General features: G+C 74.9%; 19 protein-coding genes. 9 read left to right on the forward strand and 10 right to left on the reverse strand.

Annotated features, from left to right (window positions below):
- The 7 genes from PATMI_RS30885 to PATMI_RS0116605 form a co-directional block, all read left to right on the forward strand.
- Positions 1-1991 (forward strand): hypothetical protein (locus PATMI_RS30885; protein WP_036726027.1); only part of this gene is annotated, 1991 nt, incomplete at its 5' end.
- Positions 1992-2116: 125 nt separating this feature from the next.
- Positions 2117-3616, forward strand: a complete 1500-nt coding sequence (locus tag PATMI_RS38300; RefSeq protein WP_026911698.1) for a collagen-like triple helix repeat-containing protein — start codon at positions 2117-2119, stop codon at positions 3614-3616.
- 327 nt (positions 3617-3943) lie between these two features.
- Positions 3944-4747: a flagellin N-terminal helical domain-containing protein gene (locus tag PATMI_RS0116585; protein ID WP_026911699.1), complete on the forward strand. Its 804-nt coding sequence runs from the start codon at positions 3944-3946 to the stop codon at positions 4745-4747.
- A gap of 218 nt (positions 4748-4965) precedes the next feature.
- The gene (locus tag PATMI_RS38555) at positions 4966-7533 is read left to right on the forward strand and encodes a glycosyltransferase (RefSeq protein ID WP_051471844.1); all 2568 of its coding nucleotides are present in this window, start codon (positions 4966-4968) and stop codon (positions 7531-7533) included.
- The gene (locus PATMI_RS34825) at positions 7530-8981 is read left to right on the forward strand and encodes a methyltransferase domain-containing protein (protein ID WP_051471846.1); all 1452 of its coding nucleotides are present in this window, start codon (positions 7530-7532) and stop codon (positions 8979-8981) included. The genes PATMI_RS38555 and PATMI_RS34825 overlap by 4 nt, the downstream gene beginning before the upstream one ends.
- A gap of 46 nt (positions 8982-9027) precedes the next feature.
- Complete coding sequence (locus PATMI_RS34830; RefSeq protein WP_051471849.1) at positions 9028-9651, forward strand: CHAP domain-containing protein; 624 nt, start codon at positions 9028-9030, stop codon at positions 9649-9651.
- Between the two features lie 119 nt (positions 9652-9770).
- On the forward strand, positions 9771-10331 hold the full coding sequence (locus PATMI_RS0116605) for a hypothetical protein (protein ID WP_026911700.1): 561 nt from the start codon (positions 9771-9773) through the stop codon (positions 10329-10331).
- 73 nt (positions 10332-10404) lie between these two features.
- Here the strand turns inward: PATMI_RS0116605 and PATMI_RS0116610 are convergent, their stop codons facing one another.
- The 5 genes from PATMI_RS0116610 to PATMI_RS0116635 all read right to left on the reverse strand — a co-directional run bounded on the left by PATMI_RS0116610 (position 10405) and on the right by PATMI_RS0116635 (position 13545).
- The gene (locus tag PATMI_RS0116610; protein WP_026911701.1) at positions 10405-10950 is read right to left on the reverse strand and encodes a DapH/DapD/GlmU-related protein; all 546 of its coding nucleotides are present in this window, start codon (positions 10948-10950) and stop codon (positions 10405-10407) included.
- Entirely contained in the window at positions 10947-11414 is a 468-nt protein-coding gene (locus PATMI_RS0116615; protein WP_026911702.1) for a DUF1579 family protein, read from the reverse strand. The genes PATMI_RS0116610 and PATMI_RS0116615 overlap by 4 nt, the downstream gene beginning before the upstream one ends.
- A 33-nt stretch (positions 11415-11447) precedes the next feature.
- Positions 11448-11903 carry a VOC family protein gene (locus tag PATMI_RS0116620; RefSeq protein ID WP_026911703.1) on the reverse strand — a complete coding sequence of 152 codons (456 nt, stop codon included), beginning with the start codon at positions 11901-11903 and terminating at the stop codon, positions 11448-11450.
- Between the two features lie 109 nt (positions 11904-12012).
- Complete coding sequence (locus PATMI_RS30905) at positions 12013-12837, reverse strand: sigma-70 family RNA polymerase sigma factor (protein ID WP_051471854.1); 825 nt, start codon at positions 12835-12837, stop codon at positions 12013-12015.
- A gap of 438 nt (positions 12838-13275) precedes the next feature.
- Entirely contained in the window at positions 13276-13545 is a 270-nt protein-coding gene (locus tag PATMI_RS0116635) for a hypothetical protein (protein WP_026911704.1), read from the reverse strand.
- A gap of 161 nt (positions 13546-13706) precedes the next feature.
- Between PATMI_RS0116635 and PATMI_RS0116640 the strand changes: the two genes are divergently transcribed.
- The gene (locus PATMI_RS0116640; protein WP_026911705.1) at positions 13707-14552 is read left to right on the forward strand and encodes an alpha/beta fold hydrolase; all 846 of its coding nucleotides are present in this window, start codon (positions 13707-13709) and stop codon (positions 14550-14552) included.
- A 145-nt stretch (positions 14553-14697) separates the two neighbouring features.
- Here the strand turns inward: PATMI_RS0116640 and PATMI_RS30910 are convergent, their stop codons facing one another.
- Together PATMI_RS30910 and PATMI_RS0116650 are read right to left on the reverse strand one after the other, a co-directional pair.
- The gene (locus PATMI_RS30910; protein ID WP_051471856.1) at positions 14698-16752 is read right to left on the reverse strand and encodes a protein meaA; all 2055 of its coding nucleotides are present in this window, start codon (positions 16750-16752) and stop codon (positions 14698-14700) included.
- A gap of 144 nt (positions 16753-16896) precedes the next feature.
- Positions 16897-17973: an SDR family oxidoreductase gene (locus tag PATMI_RS0116650; protein ID WP_026911706.1), complete on the reverse strand. Its 1077-nt coding sequence runs from the start codon at positions 17971-17973 to the stop codon at positions 16897-16899.
- A 106-nt stretch (positions 17974-18079) separates the two neighbouring features.
- Here PATMI_RS0116650 and PATMI_RS30915 point away from each other — a divergent pair, with 106 nt between their 5' ends.
- Positions 18080-18994, forward strand: coding sequence for an MBL fold metallo-hydrolase (locus tag PATMI_RS30915; protein ID WP_051471858.1), 915 nt, complete (start codon positions 18080-18082; stop codon positions 18992-18994).
- A gap of 310 nt (positions 18995-19304) precedes the next feature.
- Here the strand turns inward: PATMI_RS30915 and PATMI_RS0116660 are convergent, their stop codons facing one another.
- From PATMI_RS0116660 to PATMI_RS34835, 3 genes are read right to left on the reverse strand one after another with little or no spacing between them, the layout of a single operon-like run.
- On the reverse strand, positions 19305-20096 hold the full coding sequence (locus PATMI_RS0116660) for a DsbA family protein (RefSeq protein ID WP_026911707.1): 792 nt from the start codon (positions 20094-20096) through the stop codon (positions 19305-19307).
- Entirely contained in the window at positions 20086-20640 is a 555-nt protein-coding gene (locus tag PATMI_RS37605; protein WP_026911708.1) for a hypothetical protein, read from the reverse strand. Before PATMI_RS37605 ends, PATMI_RS0116660 begins: the two co-directional genes overlap by 11 nt.
- Complete coding sequence (locus PATMI_RS34835; RefSeq protein ID WP_051471860.1) at positions 20637-21194, reverse strand: RNA polymerase sigma factor; 558 nt, start codon at positions 21192-21194, stop codon at positions 20637-20639. Before PATMI_RS34835 ends, PATMI_RS37605 begins: the two co-directional genes overlap by 4 nt.
- Positions 21195-21209: the final 15 nt, after the last annotated feature.

Below are 21209 nucleotides of genomic sequence, written 5' to 3' on the forward strand. Positions count from 1 at the left end.
TCGTCGGTCGCGCTCGCGCCGCGGCACGGGCGGCGGTCGCGACGGCGCTCGGCGGGCCCGAACCGTCCCCGCCGCCGCCGGCCCGCGACCCCGCGAGGTTCGCCGACTACTGGGTCTCGTCGGTCTCGCCGTGCCTCGACGACGGCTTCGCGCCGCCGGTGCTCGAGGGGTGGACGACGCTCAGCCGCGACCCGGTCGACGAGGACGAGGACCCCGACGACCGGGGCGACGAGATCGATCCCGATCCCGGGATCGAGGACGAGGACGCGCCCGGACCCGCGCGCCGACCGCGCGTGGCGTTCGACGTCGTCCGGCTGCACCGCTCGGAGCGCGAGGTCGAGCGCAGCGTGCTGCGCGCCCTGATGCCGGACGAGGCACCGGCGCTGGTGGACGTCGCGTGGGACCGCGTCGCCGACGCCGTGTGGGCGCCGCGCCTGCGGACCGCGTTGCTCGCGTGGGAGCGGGCCGGTGCGCCGGCGCCGTTCGCGATCGCCGACTACCGCGACGCCGTGCTGCACGACCTCGACCGGCCGGGGTGGCCGGAGCTCGCGACGATCGGCCTCGTCCTGACGCTCGTCGACGAGGGCGGCTGGTCGCTCGAGGCCCCGCTGGAGGGACCGCTCTGGGTCTCGGGCGGGGGCTGGAGCCTGCAGCCGCAGGGCCTCGGCGAGAGCGTCCTGGACGACGCGTGGGACGAGGACGGCTGGGAGCAGCTGGTCGAGGACGCCGGGGTCGCCGAGCTCGTCGTCCGTCCGGGTGCCGCGCAGCGCCGGCCGTCCGTCCCCGACCGGTGGCCGGACGACGAGGTCGGCGGGCGACCGGACGGTTCCCGGTGGGCGGTCGACCCGCGCGGTGCCCCGTCGCCCAGGACGGGTGCGGAGCCGGACGTCGACGATCCTGCCGTCCCGGGACGGCAGGTGCCCGGTGCGACGACGCCGGAACACCGGACACCCGCGGTCGAGTTCGTGACCGGCACCGCCGGCCGCGCGCACGCGACGCGCGCCTCCGGGACGCCCGAGCCGTCGCCGGACGAGGTCCTGACGATCGCGCTCGCCCGCCCGTCGGGGCGGCTGTGGCGGACCGCCGCGGCCGCGCTCCTGCTGCTGGTGCTGCTGGCGACCTTGGTCCTCCTGGTCGTGGCCTCGGCGCGCACGGACTCCGCCTGGCAGACGGTGTCGGCGGTGCTCGTCGCGGTCGCCGTCCCGTCCGGTGTCGCCGCGTGGCTGCTGCCGCGGCTGCGCGCCCGCCTGTCGAACGGCACCCTCGTCGTCATGGGCGACACGGTCGTCGTCCGCCACCCCGGCGTCCTCCGGGAGCCGCTCGAGCTGCCGCGCCAGGCGATCCGGGCGGTGCTGTTCGACGACGGCGACTGGTCCGACGACCGGCGGTTCCCGATCGGCGCGACCGAGCGGCTCGTCGTCAGCGGCCGCTCGGAGGCCACGGGGTGGCTCTGGACCCGCGAGGACCCGACGCTCGTGCCGATGGTCGGCCACGGGTCCGAGGCCCCGAACCTCGCCCTGCTGCTCGACGGTGCCCCGGTCGCCCCGCGGCCGCGCAGGATCGCGTCGTGGGGCCCGATCCCCGGCGAGGTCCTGAGCGGGCTGCTCGTCGCGGTCCAGGACGTCGAGGCCGCGCGCCGGGCGTTCGCCCCGTGGGCGCTCGGGCGCGCCGCGACCAACGACGACCTGCGCCGCGTGGGCCTCGCGTTCCTGGACGGCGAGACCGACGGGTCCGGGACGCTCGGCGAGGCCGAGCTGCTCGGTGGCACGCCCGCGCCGGCCGGCGGTGCGCCGCGGCGGACGCTCCTGCGGGCCCGCGAGCTCCGGAAGGGCTGGCTGCTGCTCGCCGCCGGGGTGGTGGTGCCGTTCCTGGCGCTCTGGGCGGTCGGGATCGGGCTGCTCTGGCGGATCCGCGACGGGCGCGGCCAGCTCCCCCTGATCGTGGGCGGCCTGGCGATCTTCGTCGGCCGCCTCGCGCTCTGGATCGGCTGAGGCGCCCGGACGCACCGGCCGTCGGGCGTCCGGCGGCGCGCGTTGGCGCGGGGCCGGGACACCGGTCGCGATCGCGGGGGACTTCCCCGATGCCGTCCCCGCGGGCCGACGGCACCCTGCGAGGCATGCGTTCCTCCGTCCGCCGCCGCGCCCGCGCGCTGGCCGCCACCACCGTCCTGTCCTCCGCCGTCCTCGCGTCGACCGCACCGCCGTCGGGGGCGACCGCCGTCGTCTACCGCGACGGGAACGACGTCCACCTGAAGAGCGTCGACGGCACCCGCAGCAAGCGGATCACGAGCGACGGCACGTCGAGCTCGTACTACACGGTGCCGACCGCCGACGACGCGGGCAACGTCGTCGCGATCCAGGGCAGTGGCACGTCGCGGATGATCGTCTGGCACCCCGTGGGCGGCGGGACGCCGATCCGCAACGTCATGCCGTGGAAGATCGGCAGCGCCGTCAACGCCGGTCCGACGTGGTCCCGGCTGAACGCGTCGGGCACGTCCCTGGCGTACGGCTACCTCTACAACCGCGACATCCACACCGCGCTGTCGCCGCACCTCGCGATCGTGAACCCGAAGGCGCCGGGGAGCCCGACCTCGCCGACGTACGACGTGGCGGGGTACACCGATGGCTCGTGGTTCGGGAGCAAGGTGCTGACGACGAACGGGCAGCAGCTGTTCGTGGAGACGACCCCGGGGACGTTCCAGGGCTGGCTCGTCTCGCCGTCGGGCATCACCGGCGGCGAGCTCTCGCGGGACGGCTCCCGGGTCCTCGTCCGCCTCGGCAACGGGGCGCTCGAGCTCGACACCCTCGACGGCCGGACGCCCCCGGCGGCGGGTCCGACGTCGGGCTGCCAGATCGCCCCGAACGGCAACGACCGGTTCTCCGGCCAGGTCCGCATGGCGCTCTCCGCCGACGGCCGCCGCGTCGCCTGGTCCGACGCGTCGGGCGTCCACGTCGCGACGGTCGCGACCACGACGACCCCGGAGGCCGCGTGCCGGCTGACCGAGCACGTGGTCCTGAGCCCGACGGGCGGCATGCCGTCCTTCACCGAGTACACGATCCCGGCGCCCACCGATCCGGGGAACCCGGGCGATCCCGGCAACCCGGGCGATCCGGGGAACCTGGGCGATCCCGGCAATCCGGGGAATCCGGGCGATCCCGGCAATCCCAGCGACCCGGGCAACCCGGGGGATCCCGGGAACCCGGGGGACAAGGGGCCGACGGGCGGCGGGACCACGACGACCACCACCACAACGACGCCCGACGGCGGGAAGATCCCGGACGGCGGGAAGACGCCCGGCGGCGGGAAGACCCCGGTCGCCTTCCGCGTCGCCGAGGTCCCCTCGCTCACGACCGCGAAGCTCCGCAAGGGCCAGGCGCTCACGGCGACCGCGCCGGGTCCGGGGCGGATCACCGCCACGGTCCTGCGTGCGAAGACGACGGTCGCGCGAGGCGTCGCGACCACGAAGCGCGCCGGCTCCGCCCGGGTCACCCTGAAGCTCACCGGCGCGGGACGCCGTGCGACGCTCCGCAACAGGCGCGTCGTGGTCGCGATCACCTTCCAGCCGAAGAACGGAAAGCCGATGACGCTCAAGCGCAGCGTCGTCGTCCGCGGCTGAGCCCGGGCACCGGCGGCGCCCGTCCGCCGTCCGGCGACGCGCACCGACGTGGTCGCAGTCTGGTCGCTGGGGGCGCGCGAAGCACGACCACGTGGCGCCGACCCCTGACGTGGTCGCAGTTCGGCCGTCGGGGGCGTTCGAACCACGACCACGTCCCACCGACCGCGGCCTCGCCGCCCCCCACCCACGGCCCATGGTGGACGCCGGCTGGACACCTCCGACGGGTCGGCTCAAGTCCCGGACCCGGACGCCGATCAACGGTGCGCAAGGGGCGACACGGACGTCGCCCCAGGAACATCAACCACAGCGGATCAAGGAGATCAGCGCATGTCCCTTCGCATCAACACCAACGTCGAAGCCTTCAACGCCCACCGCAACCTCAACGCCACGAGCGACAAGATCGCCAAGTCCATGGAGCGCCTGTCCTCGGGCCTGCGCATCAACCGCGCCTCGGACGACGCGGCGGGCCTGGCGATCTCGGAGAAGATGCGGGGCCAGATCGGCGGTCTCGATCAGGCCAAGCGCAACGCGCAGGACGGCATCTCCCTCGTGCAGACGGCGGAGGGGTCGCTGACCGAGGTCCACTCGATCCTGCAGCGCGTGCGCTCGCTGGCGGTGCAGTACCAGAACGGCACCGTCGGCTCGGACGACAAGGCGGCCATCGACGCCGAGGTCTCGCAGCTCACCACGGAGCTCGGCGCCATCGGGACGCGGGCGGACTTCAACGGCACGAAGCTCCTCAACGCGTCCGGCACCGTCACGTTCCAGGTGGGCGCGAACGACTCGGAGACGACCACGGTCAGCCTCGTCAGCCTCGGCTCGAAGCTCGGCTCGGTCGCCGGTGCGACCACCCTCTCGGGGATGACCCTGTCCTCCATCGACGCGGCGATCAAGGACGTGTCCCAGACCCGCGCGGACTTCGGTGCCGTGCAGAACCGCCTGGAGCACACCCTGAACAGCCTGTCGGTGACGCAGGAGAACCTGACCGCGTCGGAGAGCCGCATCCGCGACGTCGACATGGCCAACGAGATGGTGGCGCTCACGAAGAACCAGGTGCTCTCGCAGGCCGGCACGGCGATCCTGTCGCAGGCCAACCAGGCCTCGCAGGGCGTCCTGTCGCTCCTGCGCTAGTCCTGATCCGCCGGCCCCCGGGCCGGCGGCGAGGGATCGGGGAAGGGGTGCCACGGCCCCGGGGCGAGAGCTCCGGGGCCGCGGTCGTTCCCCGGCCGCCCGTCCGCGGCGTCGCGACCGCCCGCGCCGTCGCGTGCGGACGCCGCGCTCCGCGCAGCCGTTCCGAAACGCCGGTCCACCCGTCTCAAGATGCGCCGCGCCCGGCCGACGAAGGGTGCATGGCGCTCCGACTGACCCCAGAACCCGCCGCGACGGCCGAGCCGCTCGCCGCACGCCTGGCGCCGCGCGCCGACCGCCTGCTGCGCGACCACGACCTGCCCGGGTGGAGCGCGCTCCACCGGTCGGTCGACGACGAGCCGGACGTCCACCGCCGCTACGAGGCGCGCCGGACCCTCGGCGAGCGGGCCCTCGCGCACCCCGGCGGCTCGCCCGCGCAGGTCGCGGCCCGGATGCTCGTGGTGGCCGGCCGCCTGCTCCACCTGCTCCACGACGAGCCCCGCGAGCCGGTCCTCCTGAACCAGGCCGGGGTCGCGCTCTACGAGCTCGGCCGCCTCGACGACGCCGAGGCCCTGTTCCGCGCCGCCCACGCGCTCGACCCGCGCCTGCACCAGGTCGTCCGCAACCTCGGCGAGGTGCGCCGTCGCCGCGAGGCCGGCCGCACCCGGCAGGACGGGCTGCCCGTCGAGGTCCGCATCGGCGTCGAGGCCCTCGTCCCGAAGGTGCGCGACGTCGTCGGCCGCGCCCGGCCCGCGGAGGGCCTCACCGTGTCCCTGTGCATGATCGTCAAGGACGAGGAGGCGATGCTGCACCGGTGCCTCGCCGCCGCCGCGCCGTGGGTCGACGAGCTGATCGTCGTCGACACCGGCTCCACCGACCGCACGGTGGAGATCGCGGAGTCCCACGGTGCACGCGTGCTGCACCACGTGTGGCAGAACGACTTCGCGGCGGCCCGCAACGTCTCGTTCGACGCCGCGACCTCGGACTGGGTGCTCTACCTCGACGCCGACGAGGTCCTCGTCGACGGGGACGGCCCCCGACTGCGCGAGCTCCTGGGCCGCACGTGGCGCGAGGCGCTGTTCCTCGTCGAGACGAACCACACCGGCGACCTCGAGGACGGCACCGCGACCACGCACGACGCGATGCGCCTGTTCCGCCACCGCCCGGAGCGCCGCTTCAAGGGCCGGCTCCACGAGCAGATCCAGCACGTCCCGGCGTACCTGCCCGAGCGGCTCGAGGTCTCCACCGTCCGGATCGAGCACTTCGGCTACCTCGGCGAGGTCCGCGAGCGCAAGGACAAGGTGCACCGCAACCGCGACCTCCTGGAGCGGCAGTTCGCCGACGGCGAGGACACCCCGTTCCTGCGCTTCAACCTCGGCATGGAGCACGTCGCCGCCGACGACGTCCATGCCGCGATCCCGCACCTCCTGCAGAGCTGGACGGCGCTCCGGGACGACCCCGACCGCGGCGCCTACGGGTTCGTGCCGATGCTCGCCTCGCACCTCGTCGACGCCCTCCGCGCCGCCGGCCGGCACGACGAGGCGCTCGCCCGCGCGGAGGAGGTCCTCGAGCTCTTCCCGTCGTTCACCGACGTCGTCCTGATGCAGGGCCACGTCCACCGCGCGACGGGCGACCCGGCCCGGGCCGAGGAGCGCTACCGCCACGCGATGGACCTCGGCGACGCGCCCAGCACGTACGTCGCGACCGTCGGCGCGGGGACCTACCTCGCAGCCCGCGCGCTCGCCGACATGCTCGCGGGGGAGGGGCGCGACGACGAGGCCGAGGCCCTCCTCGAGCGCACCCTGCGCGAGCACCCGACGCACTTCCGCACCGCGGAGGCGCTGGCCGCCCTGCTGCTCCGCCGCGGCCTGCCCGCGGCCACGGTCGTCCGGCGGATCCACGGGATCGTGCCGGACCTGCCGCCCAGCGGCCGGTACCTCGTCGCCGCGGCGCTCCACCGCGCGGGCGCGGCCGACGAGGCCGAGGCCGAGCTGCGCGCCGTCCTCGCCGCGAGGCCCGGATCCGACGCCGCCCGACTGCAGCTCGTCGAGACGCTCGTCCTCCAGGGCCGCCTCGAGGACGCCGCGGCCGAGGCCGGCCGCGTGCCGGAGGACAGCCCGCGGGAGGAGGCCGCCCTGCGCCACGCGCTGTTCTGCCGCCTCGCCGCGGGGCGGTCCGCCGACGACGTCCTGGTGCGTGCCGCCACGGTCCTGCCGCCCGGCGACCTCGCGCTCTTCGCGGCCTGGGCCCGCCGGACGGACGGCACCGCCGACGGGCCAGCGATCCCCGTGGCGCCGAACGGACCGCGCGGAGCCGCCGGGTCCGACGCCTCCTCCGGGTCCGCCACGTCGTCCGCGGCCGTGGGCCTCCCCGCCTCGGCCGCCGAGCTCGCCCTGACCCTGCTGAACGCCCTCGCCCGCCTGGAGCGGTTCGAGGCGTTCGAGCGCCTCGCCGCGGTCTACGAGCGGACCGCCCTGCCCTGGCGGCAGCGCCGGGAGCGCCTGGCGCGCCTCTACCTGCGCCGCGGCTTCCTGCAGTCCGCCGCCGACGAGTGGATGGCGGTGATCCGGCGGGACGGCCCCGACGTCGACGCGCTCCGCGGCCTCGCCGTGATCGCCCAGGAGATGGGGATGGACGACGACGCCGCGGTCTTCGCCGCCGACGCCGACGCGCTCGCCGGTGTCGACCGCCCCTCCGCGGGCGACGCGACGCCCGGTGCGCCGCCCCCGGGATCCACCGCGACGCCCGCAGGCGCGGTGTCTCTCGGCGCCGCCGAGGCGGTCCGATGAGCACGACGGAGCAGCCCGTCGGCAGCGGCGTCCGCCGCACCGACCACGAGGACCACTACTTCGAGCACGTCCGCCCGGAACTCCGGGTCCGCGTGCCGCTGACCGCCGCACGGGTCCTCGACGTCGGATGCGGCGCCGGGAGCCTCGGTGCCGCGCTGAAGGCCGAGCGGCCGGGCCTCCGGGTCGTCGGCCTGGAGGGCTTCCCGGAGGCCGCCGCCGAGGCCCGCACCCGCCTGGACGAGGTCCTCGAGGTCGACCTCGACGCGATCGACGGGCTCCCGCACCCGGAGGGCACGTTCGACGCGATGATCTTCGGCGACGTCCTGGAGCACCTCCGCGACCCGCAGCGGCTCCTGCGGGTCCTGCTGCCGCACCTCGCCCCGGGCGGCGTGCTCGTCTGCTCGATCCCGAACGTCAAGCACTGGAGCGTCGTCCACCCGCTGCTGGTCCAGGACCGCTGGACCTACGAGGACGCGGGCCTCCTGGACCGCACCCACGTCCACTTCTTCACGCTCGAGGAGGTCGGGACGATGCTCGACGAGCTCGGCCTCGAGGCCGTCGAGATCGGCGTCAACGACCTCGCGCCGCTGCCGGGCGCGCTGACGCCGCTCGTCGACGCCGCCGTCGCGCTCGGCGCCGAGCGCGACGAGACCGCGGCCCGCCTCGGTGCCTACCAGTACCTCCTGACCGTCCGACGGACGGGGGAGGACCCGCGCCGCGCCGCGCAGGACGACCTCGCGGAGAGGACCGACGCCTCCGCGGACCACGTCCCGCCACGCGCGGGCCGCCACGACGCCACCGCCCGCGGCCTCGACCGTCACCCACCCGGCACGCCGCCGGAGCTGACGATCGTGATCCCGACGCTCGACGCCGCCGGCGACCGGCTCCGCGCCTGCGTCCGCGCTCTCCAGGACCGCACCGACGTGCCGTACGAGATCGTGGTCGTCGACAACGGTGCGCCGCCCCAGGGCTTCACGGCCCCGGTCAACGCGGGTCTGCGCGCGGCGCGCGGTCGCTACGCCGTCGTCTGCAACGACGACGTCGAGGTCCAGGACGGCTGGTGGCCGCCGCTCCGGCGGGCGCTCGACCGGGGCGAGGCGGTCGCGTTCCCGTGGACCGCGGACGGCCCGATGCGGGAGGACTTCGCGGCCTGGTGCTTCGCGGTCTCCCGCGACGCCCTGGACCGCCACGCCGTCCTCCCCGGGGAGTTCCTCGATCCGGCGCTGGTCGTCTGGTACCAGGACACCGACCTGCTGGCCCGCCTGCGCGCCGCGGGGACCCCGCCGGCGCTCGTCCGGGAGTCGCAGGTGCGTCACGGCCTCAGCGAGACGGTGGCGTCCGAGGACCCGGCGCTCCGGGCGTGGATCGCCGTCCAGGTCGAGGACGACCGCCGCGCCTTCGAGGCACGGCACGGCACCGGGGTCCCCGGCGCCGCGGTGACGAGCTGATCGCGCGGCGCTCAAGGTCCCGGTCCCGCCGCCGATCACCCGCGTGATGACCCTCGCCACGACGCTCGACCGGATCGCGCAGCTCCAGGCGCTGGCGGACCCCCAGGCCGCCGCCCGCACCGCGGCGGCGCAGCGCGCCGCCGCGGCGGGCGCGACGCAGGCGGCGACCACGACCGCCGCCACCGCGACCCCCACGGGGTTCGCGACGGCGCTCCGGACCGCGTCGTCGACGGGCGCGACGACGCCGATGATCGAGGCCGCCCGCAGCCAGCAGGGGGTCACCGAGCAGCCGCCGGGGTCGAACGACGCGCCGCAGATCGCGGCGTACCGGCAGGCGACCGAGGGCGCCCCGGGACCGGGGCCGTGGTGCGCCTACTTCGTCTCCTGGGCCGCCCGGCAGGCGGGGACGCCGCTCGGCGATCGCGGCCAGGGGTTCGGCTCCGTGGACGCGATGTGGTCGTGGGCGCAGGGCGCCGGCCGCGGCGTCCCGAACGGTCCCGGGATCTCCCCGCAGGTCGGCGACGTGATCGTCCTGGACCAGCACACGGGCATCGTCACGGGCGTCCGTCCCGACGGCACCGTGGAGACGATCGAGGGCAACACCTCGGACCGCGTCGACGTCCGCACCCACCCGGCGGGCGAGGCGATCGGGTACGTCCGGATGACGTAGGAGGGGCGGGAGGAGCGCGCCGAACCGGACGACACCCGCTGCCCGTCGGCCGCATCCGCCCGGGCCGGGTCGGCACGGTCGACCTCGCGACGGGCGGGGAACGCGGGTACCGTCGCGTCGTGCGCGTGATCGTGTCGTCGAGAGCCGTGGTCGGCTGTGCGGTCCTCCTGCTCGCCGCGAGCGTCGCCCTGCTGTGGGTGCCGTGGTTCCCGTTGAACCCGCGGGTCGAGTGCGGGTGGACGTGCTACGTGCCGCTGGAACCGGGCCGGAAGGGGCCGACGTTCCTGTCGCTCGGCGGCCGGGGCGGGCACTCGGCCGCTGTCCTCGCGTCCATCACCGCGATCCTGGCGACCACGTCCGCCGTCGTCGTCGCGGTGACGCGACGACACCTGCCGCGCGTCGCGCCGGTGTCACTGATGGTCCTCGGGACGGCGTCGCTGATCGCGTCGACCGTCGCGATCCTCCGCATCACGGGAGCCGACATCATCCTGGTCCCGGGGCCCGACCAGGGCCATCTGGTCGGCGATCCGTCGGTCGGGACGGGGGCGGTCGTCGCCCTCGCGACCGGTGCCGGCACCGTCGTCCTCGGCCTGCTCGCCCTCGTCGCTCCAAGGGCCCCCGGGCCGGCGCGCAGGGAGTCGCGCGCGGCCGCGGCGCTCCCGCGGGCGCAGGAGCCGTAGCGGCTGCCCGCTCGTGCGCGGGTCGAAGCGATGGAGCGGCGCCGACGTCCGCCGACCGCGTGCGCCCGGCCCCTCAGCCCACCGACCGCACGACCCTCGCCGGATTGCCGGCCACGAGCGTCGCCGCGGGCACGTCGCGGCTGACGACCGCGCCGGCGGCGATCACCGCGCCGTCCCCGACCGCGACCCCGCCGACCACGATCGCGCCGGCGCCGATCCACACGTCCTCGCCGATCCGGATCGACGCGACGACGACGCCGTCCCGGCGCTCCGCGACCGCCGTCGGGTGCCCGCTGGAGAGCAGGCTGACGTTCGGCCCGATCATCGTGCGGGCGCCGATCTCGATGCCGCCGATGTCGTTCAGCGTGCAGCCGTGGTTGACGAAGACGTCGGCGCCGACGCGCAGGTCGACGCCGTGGTCGCAGTGGAGCGGCGGGACGAGGCGGAAGCCCTCGGGAGCGGGGCGTCCGGTCAGCGTCGCCCAGGCCTCGAGGATCGCGTCCTGGTCGGCGTACGGGAGCCGGTTGAGCGCCTCGCAGCACGCGAACGCCCGCGGCACGCCGTCCATCGCGGCCCGGAGCTCGGCGCTGCCCCGCGGCAGGTGCCGCTCGCCCTTCACGCGCCGCGCCGGAGCGGCGCCCACATCGCCGGGTACGGACCCGCCCGCATCGTGTCCGTCGCCGCGGACGCCGGGATCACGTTGTGCATCGACAGGTGCAGGACCTCCGGGTCGGAGGCGTCGACGACGACCTGCCAGCCCCAGTCCCCGGCGTACGTGCAGGAGACGGTCAGCACGCGGCCGGCCGAGGTCCCGGAGAGGACCCGCGGCTCCGGCTTCTGGTGCCACGAGTCCCCCCAGAGCCCGACGACGGTGCCCGGGGCCTCGCCGGCGCCGAGCACGAGCAGGCCGTCCTGCTCGCCGTCCTGGGGGTGCGACCACGTGTACGCGATCTCGGTCAGGTGCCCACCGGCCGCGCCCCGGACGACGGCCCCGGCCGGGGCGTCCTGCAGCGGGTCGTCGGGCATCAGGCGGAACCCGTTGGTGCCGGTCCAGGATCCGGTGTGCCCGGCGAACGCGTCCATCGGCGGACCGTACCGCCGGGTGCGGCGCGTGCCCTACGCCGTCGTGGTGCCCGCGGGCTCCGGTGCGCCGGGCTTCGCCGCCGGGTCGACCCACATGACCTGCCAGCCGTGGCCGTCGAGGTCGAAGAAGCTGCGCGTGTACATGAAGCCGAAGTCCTCGACCCCGTCGGCCTCGGTGGCACCCTCGGCCAGCGCCGTGGCGGAGACCGCGTCGACCTCGTCCTTGGACCCGACGGTGAACGTGTAGAGCGCCAGGGCGTGGGTGGACGGGTCGCCGGCGGGCAGCTTCGAGTACTGCGCGAAGCTCTCGCGGCTGGACAGCATCACGGACGCCTCGTCACCGAAGACGAGCAGCGCGTTCTGTCCCTCGACGCTGGCCCGCGGGTCGAGTCCGAAGCCCAGCTTCAGGAAGAACGCCCTGCTGCGCTCGACGTCGGCGACCTGCATGTTGACGATCAGGGAGCGTGAGGGATGTGCGGGAGTGGTCATGGTGGGGTCCGTCCGGAGGTTCGGTGGGGTGTCGCTGATGGTCAGACCCCACGCGGACCCGGAACTCATCTGACGGACGTCGAGTTGGCGCGAGGACGCTCCCCGCCGATCAGTCGACGAGGGAGCCCAGGAGCTCCGCGTCGCCCCCGAGCGCGACCCGCAGGCGCTTGCGGAGCGTCCCGGCGATCTGGCAGACGCGGGACTCGGAGACGCCGAGCAGCTCGCCGATCTCCCGCAGACGCCGCTCCTCGACGTAGAGCAGCAGCGCGACCTCGCGCTCGCGCGACGGCAGCGCGGCGACCGCGGCGGCGACCCGGTCACGGGCCTCCTTGACGGCGGTGGCGTGCTCGGGATCCATCGAGCGGTCGCGCATCGCGATCGTCTCCGCCCGGTCGACGACGACGCCGTCGGAGCCGGAGACCGTGGTGGCGAGCGACTCGACCTCGGCCAGGGCCAGCTGGTCGCGCCGGCCCCGGACCTCGTCGGGCGTGCTCTCCAGGCGGTCGGCCAGCTCGACGTCGGTCGGCTCGCGCTCGAGGTGCCCGCGCAGCTCCCGACGCGCCTTCTCGGCGTCGCGCTCCCAGCGGCGCAGCGACCGCGGCGCCCAGTCGCGGCGGCGGAGCTCGTCGAGGACGGCACCGTGGATGCGCGTCCAGGCGAACTGCTCGAGCGTCGCGCCCTTGACGGGGTCGTACCGCTCGATCGAGACGACGAGGGCTTCGTAGCCGGCCGCCGCGAGGTCGTCCATCTCGCAGTAGGCGGGGAGCTGCCGGATCTTCCTCGTGACGATGTGCCGGACGAGCGGCGTCAGGAGGAAGACCAGGTCGTCGCGCTCCTGCTTCGACCCCGTCGCGCGGTACCGCTCCCAACGGGCGAGCAGCTGCTCGGACGTCGGGCGACGGTCTGGACGCTGGCGGGTGGTGAGCGGGCTCATGGAAATCCGATCCGGGGGATGCTTCGGGGCGATCGAGGGGGAGGGGGTCCCCCGTCCTGGGGACCTACGATCGTCGGATCTGGAGGCCGAAGTTGGCGGAACTCAACGGATGATCCCCCCGTGTACGGCGTTCATACGCTGGATGTCCAAAGCGCTAAACACCCGCCCCGACGGGCGGTGTTTCGAAACCGGATCCCGTTCTACGACGGGTAACGCTGGTCACGCGGGCCTCGCGGCCGTGTCGCACATCGCCTCCCCCGATCGGTGGATGTCCAGTGCCGATCGGCGTTCTTGAGCGTCTTGCGTGCCCTGGGCCACAGTAGGGCATGGCGGCCGCTGCATCAAACGTTTAGACGTCCAGATCGCGAAAATGGACGATCGGTGGACGCGCGGGACGCGGCGTCCGTTCGGCGGGCCGAATCCGCGTCCCGGGCGCGGTCAGGCCGAGGCGAAGAGCCGCCGGAGGGTGTCGCGGTGCTTGACCAGGAGGACGATCGCCACGGCCACGAGGATCAGGACGATCCAGCCCGCGCTGAGGTCGGAGGAGCCGTGTCCGGACCCGTAGTAGTGATGGCCGCCGTACGAGCCGGAGCCGTGGGACGTCGACGCGTGGTACGAGGACGACGATCCCGAGGAGTGGCTCGAGAAGTGGTGGCTGCCGATGCCGGCGCGGGGGAGGACGGCGGTGGTGGGGACGGCGGTGAGCATGGGTCCATCCTGCGACGGACCGGCAGCCGCGACCATCGCCGCCCGGGGTGGACCGCACCACCCCCTCCGCGCCGGGCGCGCCCGGCGCAGCCCGTCGGCCGGCGTCGGCGTCCGCCCGAGCCCGTCGCGGAGCGCCCGTCGCCCCGTTGTAGGTTCACGGCATGTCGACCCCGCACCGCACACGGACCGTGACCGTCGGAGGGGTCGGCTCCCCGGTGCTCGACCAGGGCCCGGCGGACGCCGACGAGGCGGTCGTGTTCGTCCACGGCAACCCGGGTGCGCGGGCGGACTGGGCGGACCTGCTCTCCCGCCTGCCGTCCGGCGTCCGCGCGATCGCGCTGGACATGCCGGGTTTCGGGGCCGCCGACGCCCCCGCCGACTTCCCCTACGACGTCGACGGGTACGGCCGGCACCTCGGCGGGGTGCTGGACGAACTCGGCGTGCGGCGGGTCCACCTGGTCCTGCACGACTTCGGGGGGCCGTGGGGCCTCTCGTGGGCGGCCCGGCACCCCGGTGCGGTGCGGAGCATCGTCCTGTTGAACACCGGCTCGCTGAGCGGCTACCGCTGGCACCACTGGGCGCGGATCTGGCGCACGAGGGTGCTCGGCGAGCTCTTCATGGCGCTGTCGTTCCGCCCGCTCCTCGTCCGGGTCTTCCGCCGCGAGAACCCCGGCCTCTCCGACGCCCACCTCGGCCGGATCTACGACCAGCTGGCGCCGCGGACGACCAAGCGGGCGGTCCTCCGCCTCTACCGTGCGACACCGCCGGACTGGATGGGGCGGGACCGCGAGGCCCTGCGGGCGATCGATCCCCCGGTGCTCGTGGTGTGGGGGACCGACGACCGGTACCTGCCCACCGTGCAGGCCGACCGTCAGGTGGAGACCTTCCCGTCGGTGCGGGTCGAGAAGCTCGAGGGCCGCGGCCACTGGGCGTACCTCGAGGACCCGGAGGCCGTCGCCGCCCACGTGCTCCCCTTCCTGGCGCAGCAGGTGGCGGCCACGGAGTGACGGACGGGACCGTCGCGCCGGCGGTCGGTGCGACCTCCGGCGCGGCCGCCCGGCCCTCCGCACGGGAGGCGCTCCGCCGATCGGCGACGGGCCACGCCGCGCGCGCCCCGCCTGCCGGGCCCGCGCCGTCGGGCCGGTCCCGCGATCAGCTCGCGGCGCCGGCCTCGATCGACCCGCCGGTGGGGGCGGGGACGTCGGCGGCGTCGAGCACGCCGTTGGCCTCCGCGACGATGCGCGTGATGTCGGCCATGATCACCGAGATGTCGAAGTCCTTGGGCGTGTAGACGCCCGCGACGCCGGCGTCGGCCAGCGGCTGCGCGTCGGCCTCGGGGATGATGCCGCCGACGATCACGGGCACGTCGACGCCCTTGTCGCGGAGCTCCTGGATCACGGCCGGGATCAGCTCCAGGTGGCTGCCCGAGAGGATCGAGAGGCCGATGACGTGGACGCCCTCCTGCTCGGCCGAGTGCGCGATCTGCTCGGGCGTCAGGCGGATGCCCTCGTAGACGACGTCCATGCCGACGTCGCGGGCGCGGACGGCGATCTGCTCCGCGCCGTTGGAGTGGCCGTCGAGGCCCGGCTTGCCGACGAGGATCTTGATGCGGCGGCCCATGGCCTCCGACACCCGCTCGACCTCGGCCTGCACGGCCTCCAGCGACTCGGAGCGGTCCGTCGTGGACGCGGCCTCGCCGACGCCCGTCGGGCCGCGGTACTCGCCGAACGCGGCGCGCAGCGTCTTGGCCCACTCGCCGGTCGTGACCCCCGCGCGGGCGGCCTCGATCGACGCGGGCATGATGTTCTCGTCCGACCCGGCGACCTCGGCCAGGCGGGTCAGCGCGGCGTCGACGGCGGCCTGGTCGCGACCGGCGCGCCACTCGGCGATCGCGTCCTTCGCGTGCTGCTCGACGGCGTGGTCGACGGTCATGATCCCGCCGTCGCCCGCCGCCGTCAGGGGGGAGGGCTCGGTCTCCGTGTACTTGTTGATGCCGACGACGGTGAGGTCGTTGCGCTCGATCCGGGCGATCCGCTCGCGGTGGCTCTCCACGAGCGAGCTCTTCATGTAGTCGACGGCCTCGACCGCGCCGCCGTGCTCGGCGACCACGGCCATCTCGGCACGGGCGCCCTCGAGGAGCTCGTCGACCAGGCCCTCCATGACGACGGAGCCCTCGAAGATGTCGGGGTACTCGAGCAGGTCGGTCTCGAACGCCAGGACCTGCTGGATGCGCAGGGCCCACTGCTGGTCCCAGGCGCGGGGGAGCCCGAGGGCCTCGTTCCACGCCGGCAGCTGCAGCGCGCGGGCGCGGGCGTTGCGGCCGAGCGTGACGGCCAGCGCCTCGAGCACGATCCGCTGGACGTTGTTCTCCGGCTGCGCCTCGGTCAGGCCGAGCGAGTTGACCTGCACGCCGTAGCGGAAGCGCAGGGCCTTCTCGTCGGTGATCCCGTAGCGGTCGCGACCGAGGGCCTCCCAGAGGACGCCCATCGCGCGGAGCTTCGCGTGCTCCTCGATGAACCGCACGCCGGCGTTGACGAAGAACGAGATGCGGGAGAAGACCTTCGGCATCACCGACGGGTCGACCTTCTCGGCCGCCGCGTCGAGCACCGCGATCGCGTTGGACATCGCGTAGGCGATCTCCTGGACCGGCGTGGCCCCGGCCTCCTGCAGGTGGTAGCTGCAGATGTTGATCGGGTTCCACTTGGGGACGTGCTCGACCGTGTAGGCGATCATGTCCGCGATCAGCCGCATCGAGGGGCCGGGCGGGAACGCGTAGGTGCCGCGCGCCAGGAACTCCTTGATGATGTCGTTCTGCGTGGTGCCCTGGAGCGCGCGCTGGATCTCCTCCGGATCGCTGTCCGGGTTCTGCTCCTCGGCGGCGACGATGTACATCGAGAGCATCCACGCGGCGACCGCGTTGATCGTCATCGACGTGTTCATCGTCTGCAGCGGGATGCCGTCCATGAGGACCCGCATGTCGCCGATGTGGGAGACCGGGACGCCGACCTTGCCGACCTCGCCGCGCGCGAGCGTGTCGTCGGGGTCGTAGCCGGTCTGTGTCGGCAGGTCGAACGCGACGGAGAGGCCGGTCTGGCCCTTCGCGAGGTTGCCGCGGTAGAGCTCGTTGGACGCCTTCGCCGTGGAGTGCCCGGCGTAGGTCCGCATCAGCCAGGGACGGTCCGGCTTCGGCAGGCGTGGGCTGGTCATCCCGGGAGTGTAAGCCGCACCCCCCGTCCGAGGGGTGGTGCGTGATCCACCGCATCGGACGTCCCCACATCCGGGCACCACATCGCGGGCCGGGGAATGCGACCGGCGGTAGGTTCCGGACCCCGCGGCCCGGGGCGTCCGCGGCTACGGCAGGACCCGCGCCGAGCGGTAGGCGTCCAGCGTCCGCAGGACCGCCTCCGGCGTCCGCCGGTGCCCCGTGAACCCGAGGTCGCGGCTGCGGCCCGTGTCGGCGAAGACCTCGAACGGGCGTCCGAGGTCGGCGTCGGTGTGCCACCACGACGCGACCCGCGAGAGGTCGGGCTCGACGAGGCCCTCGCGCTCCGCGATGGCCCGCCACGTGTCCTCGAGGCCGGCCATCTGCCGCTCCAGCGGGCGGGGCTCGCCGGCGAAGCCCTCCGGCTCGACGCCCAGGTGCTCCGCGATCCGCGGCCACAGGGTGCGCCAGCGGAAGACGTCGCCGTTGACGACATTGAACGCGGTGTCCGCGGCCCGCGGGGTCGTCGCGGCCCACGTCATGTGCTCGGCGAGCAGATCGGCGTCGGTGACGTCGCAGACGCCGTTCCACTGCTCCTCGGAGCCCGGGAAGACGAACGGCCGGCCGAGCTCGCGGCAGAGCGCGGCCTGGGCGCCGATCGTGAGGCCCATGTTCATCGCGTTGCCGACGGCGAAGCCGACGACGGTGTGCGACCGGTGGACGCTCCACGTCGCGCCGAGGCGCGCCGACGCGGCGAACAGCTCGTCCTCCTGGTCGTAGTAGAAGTTCGCGACGTCCAGGCGCGGCTCCTCCTCGCGGAACGGGGTGTCGGGGACCTCGCCGGTGCCGTACGCCTCGAAGGGGCCGAGGTAGTGCTTCAGGCCCGTGACGAGCGCGACGTGCCGTACGCTGCCCGCCGGCTCGATCGCCGCGAAGAGGTTGCGCATCATCGCGGTGTTGACCTCGCGGTTCTCGTCCTCGGTGTCCCGCTTCGACCATGAGGTGTAGAAGACGTGCGTCGGCGCGAGGCCGAGGAGCGCCGACGCCACGCCGTCCGCGTCGAGGAGGTCGGCGGCCACCGCTCGGGCGCCCGCGGGAGGCCCGCCGGGATTGCGGGCGAGGCCGACGACCTCACCGCCGCGACCGGTCAGGAGGCGGACGATCGCGGCGCCGGTGATGCCGGTGGCGCCCACCACCAGGGCGACGGGGATCTCGGGCTCGGGCACTGGGGGACCGCCTCTCTCGCGCCGGGGTCCGGCGCGTCGACTCGGCCTCCGACGGTAGCGGCCCGTCACCCGCGGCCCCTGACGCCCGGGAGATAGGGTCGGAGGGGTGACGTACGACCCGCCGCAGACCGTCGACCTGATGCACATGGGCAAGCCGAAGGCGATGTCCGCGCACCTCTTCGACGACGTGATCGTCGACCCCGGGTGCGAGAAGACGATCGACAAGGTCGTCGAGGCGCTCGACGGCCGCACGCCGCGGGCGATCCTGCTGACGCACATCCACTTCGACCACGCGGGCGGCACCGGGGCGCTGGTGCGGCGGTTCCCGGACGTCGAGGTCTGGGTCCACGAGCGCGGCGCGCGGCACATGATCGACCCGACCCGCCTGGTGGCCAGCGCCCGCAAGGTCTTCGGCGACTACTTCGACATGCTCTGGGGCGAGGTCGTCCCGATCCCGGAGCAGAACGTCCGCGTCCTGCACGGCGGCGAGTCCGAGGGTCCGTGGGAGGTCGCCTACACGCCGGGCCACGCCCAGCACCACGTCTCGTACTTCCACACGCCGACCCGCACGGCGTTCACGGGCGACGTCACCGGCATCCGCATCGACGGCGGCCCCGCGCTGCCGCCGACCCCGCCGCCGGACATCGACCCGCCGCTCTGGCACCAGTCCCTCGAGACGGTCGCCGCCTGGGAGCCCGAGCGCCTGGCGTTCATGCACTTCGGCCAGACCACGGACGACGTGATGGAGCAGATCGCCACCTGCCACGAGTCCCTGGACCAGTTCGCCGAGGCCGCCCGCACGACCGACGCGGCGGGCATGGCCGAGTGGATCCGCGCCTGGGTCCTGGAGCGCGCGGGGGAGGAGGGCCTGCCGACGTACTACGCGGCCGGCCCGTTCGAGGGCCTGCACGCGGGCCTCGCCCGCTACTGGAAGCGGGTGCACGCGGAGGCCGAGGCCGACGCCGCCGCGGCGCACGACGAGACGGTCGTGGGCGACGAGCACCGCCCGACGACGGGCTGAGCGCCGGTCCCGACGCGACGGCAGGCGCGGGCAACGAGTCCGCCCCGCGGCGGCACGCGGGGGGCCGGCCGGGGTCACGGACGGTCGGAAACCGGCCACGAACGACCCCCGACCCGGCCGTCCCGTCACGCCGAGGTCACGGACGGTCGGGTACCGACCACGAACGACCCCCGACCCGGCCGTCCCGTCACGCCGAGGTCACGGACGGTCGGGTACCGACCACGAACGACCCCCGACCCGGCCCTCCAGCACGACGGGCGCGGCGGACGTGTCGGGGACCACGCGTGGCCGATCGACGGCCGGGTCGCCGTCACCCGCCGCGGGACGCCTCGGCGACGACCCGGTCGATCGCGTCGACGTCGTCCGTCGCCACGCGCCGCCCTTCCCGCGACCCACGCGGGAGCACGTAGAGCGACGGCGTCTCGTTCGTCCCCAGGCCCCGGGCGAGGGCCTCGGCGGCAGCGATGCCGGAGCGCGACGCCGGGGTCTCCCGGGTCTGCACCCGGTTCGTGGCGATCCTGTTGACCGTCGCGATCCGGCGGAGCGTGTCGTCCGTCGCCCAGGCGTCCTGCTCGGAGCCCTGGTTCCAGTAGAGCGCGTCGACGAAGGTCCAGAAGCGTCCCGCGGGGGCCAGCGCGTAGGCGGCGCGACGTGCGCCCTCGCCGTCGGTCGTCCCGGCCGGGGCGTCGCGGTAGTTCACGAGCTCCAGCCGCAGGTTCGCCTTCCCGGTCCGGACGAGCCGGTCGACGATCTCGCGCTGCGGGCCCAGCTCGTGCGCCTGGCAGCTCGGGCACTTGAGGTCCGCGATCTCGAGGAGCGTGACCGGGGCGCCGGGGTCGCCGAGGACCGTGCCGCGTTGCGGGAGACCACGCAGCATCGCGGCGGTCTCGCGCGACCCGCGGACGCCGTCGCGGTCCGGGGTGCCCTTCGCCGCCGGGTCGGGCCTGAACGCCCCGACGGCGACGACCACCGCGACCACGACGACCACGACCCCCACCGCGCCGCCGAGCAGCCGGAGCCGGCGGCGGCGCTGCTCGGCCGCGTGCTCCGCGGACTCCCGGGCCTCGCGGGCGCGCCGCGCCGCGGCGGCCTCAGCAGGCACGGGGATCGCCCGGGTCGACGGCGGGACCCGCGTCCCGCGGCGGGACGAGGAACGCCGACCCGACGGAGCACCGCAGCACCCGGGCCAGGTCGAGGGACGTCCCATCGCCGGCCGCTCCGGTCGATGCCGCTCCTGCCGCCGTCACCCCGGACGACCGTGCGTCGCTCTCCGGCGACCCGGCACGGGCCTCTGCCGGCCCCATCGTCGCCGCCCGACGGGCCGACCCGTCCGCGACGTCTGACGCACCCGGGGCGCCGGACGAGCCGGTGGACGTGAAGGCGAACACGACGACCACCGCCAGGACCGCGGCGCACGCGACCGCGGCGAGACGACCGCGGAGCGCCGGCGCACGGCCGGCCGCGGGGAACGGGAGCACCGGATCCGGGGTGGCACGCGGCGCCTTCAGGACGGTCGGCGGGGGGACGGGACGGCGGTCGACGTCCCGCCCCGGTGCGGCGCCCCGCCCACGCGCGGTCGCCCGCTCGTCGGCGGCGCGCATCAGGGCGAGCCGGAGCTCGGGGAGGTCGACGTCGGGCCCGCTCATGCCGGGGGCACCAGTCCGCGGAGGGTGGACAGGCCGCGGCTGACCCGCTGCCGGACGACGGCGGTGGAACAGCCGAGCTCCCGCGCGATCTCCGCGTAGTCGCGCCCGTCGAGGACGTGGGCGACGACGGCGTCGCGGTGCTCGGCGGGCAGCCGGTCGAGCAGCACGAGAGCGTCTGCACCGCGGGCGACGTCCGCCAGGTGCTCCAGGTGCTCGACCGTCTCGTCGGTCAGGTCGAGGGCCGGCAGGCCGAGGCGATCGCGGGCGTCGTGCCGCACCCGGGCGCTGCGGTAGCTGTGCGAGAGGACGTTGCGCGCGATGCCGAAGAGCCAGGCCACCGCGGACGCGCCGTCCCGTCCCTCGAACCGGTCCGCGGACTCGAGCGCCGCGGCGAAGACCTCGGCGGTGAGGTCCGCCGCGAGCTCCGGGGTGCTCGTCCGCCGGAGCATGAAGACGAGGACCGCCCGTTCGTGCCGCTCGTAGAACTCCCCGAACGCCGCGCCGTCGCCTGCGGCCAGCAGCTCGTGGTCCGGTCTGGGTCGTCGTCTCCGCACACGCATCATCAAGGG

Source organism: Patulibacter minatonensis DSM 18081 (assembly GCF_000519325.1).
Lineage (GTDB): Bacteria > Actinomycetota > Thermoleophilia > Solirubrobacterales > Solirubrobacteraceae > Patulibacter > Patulibacter minatonensis.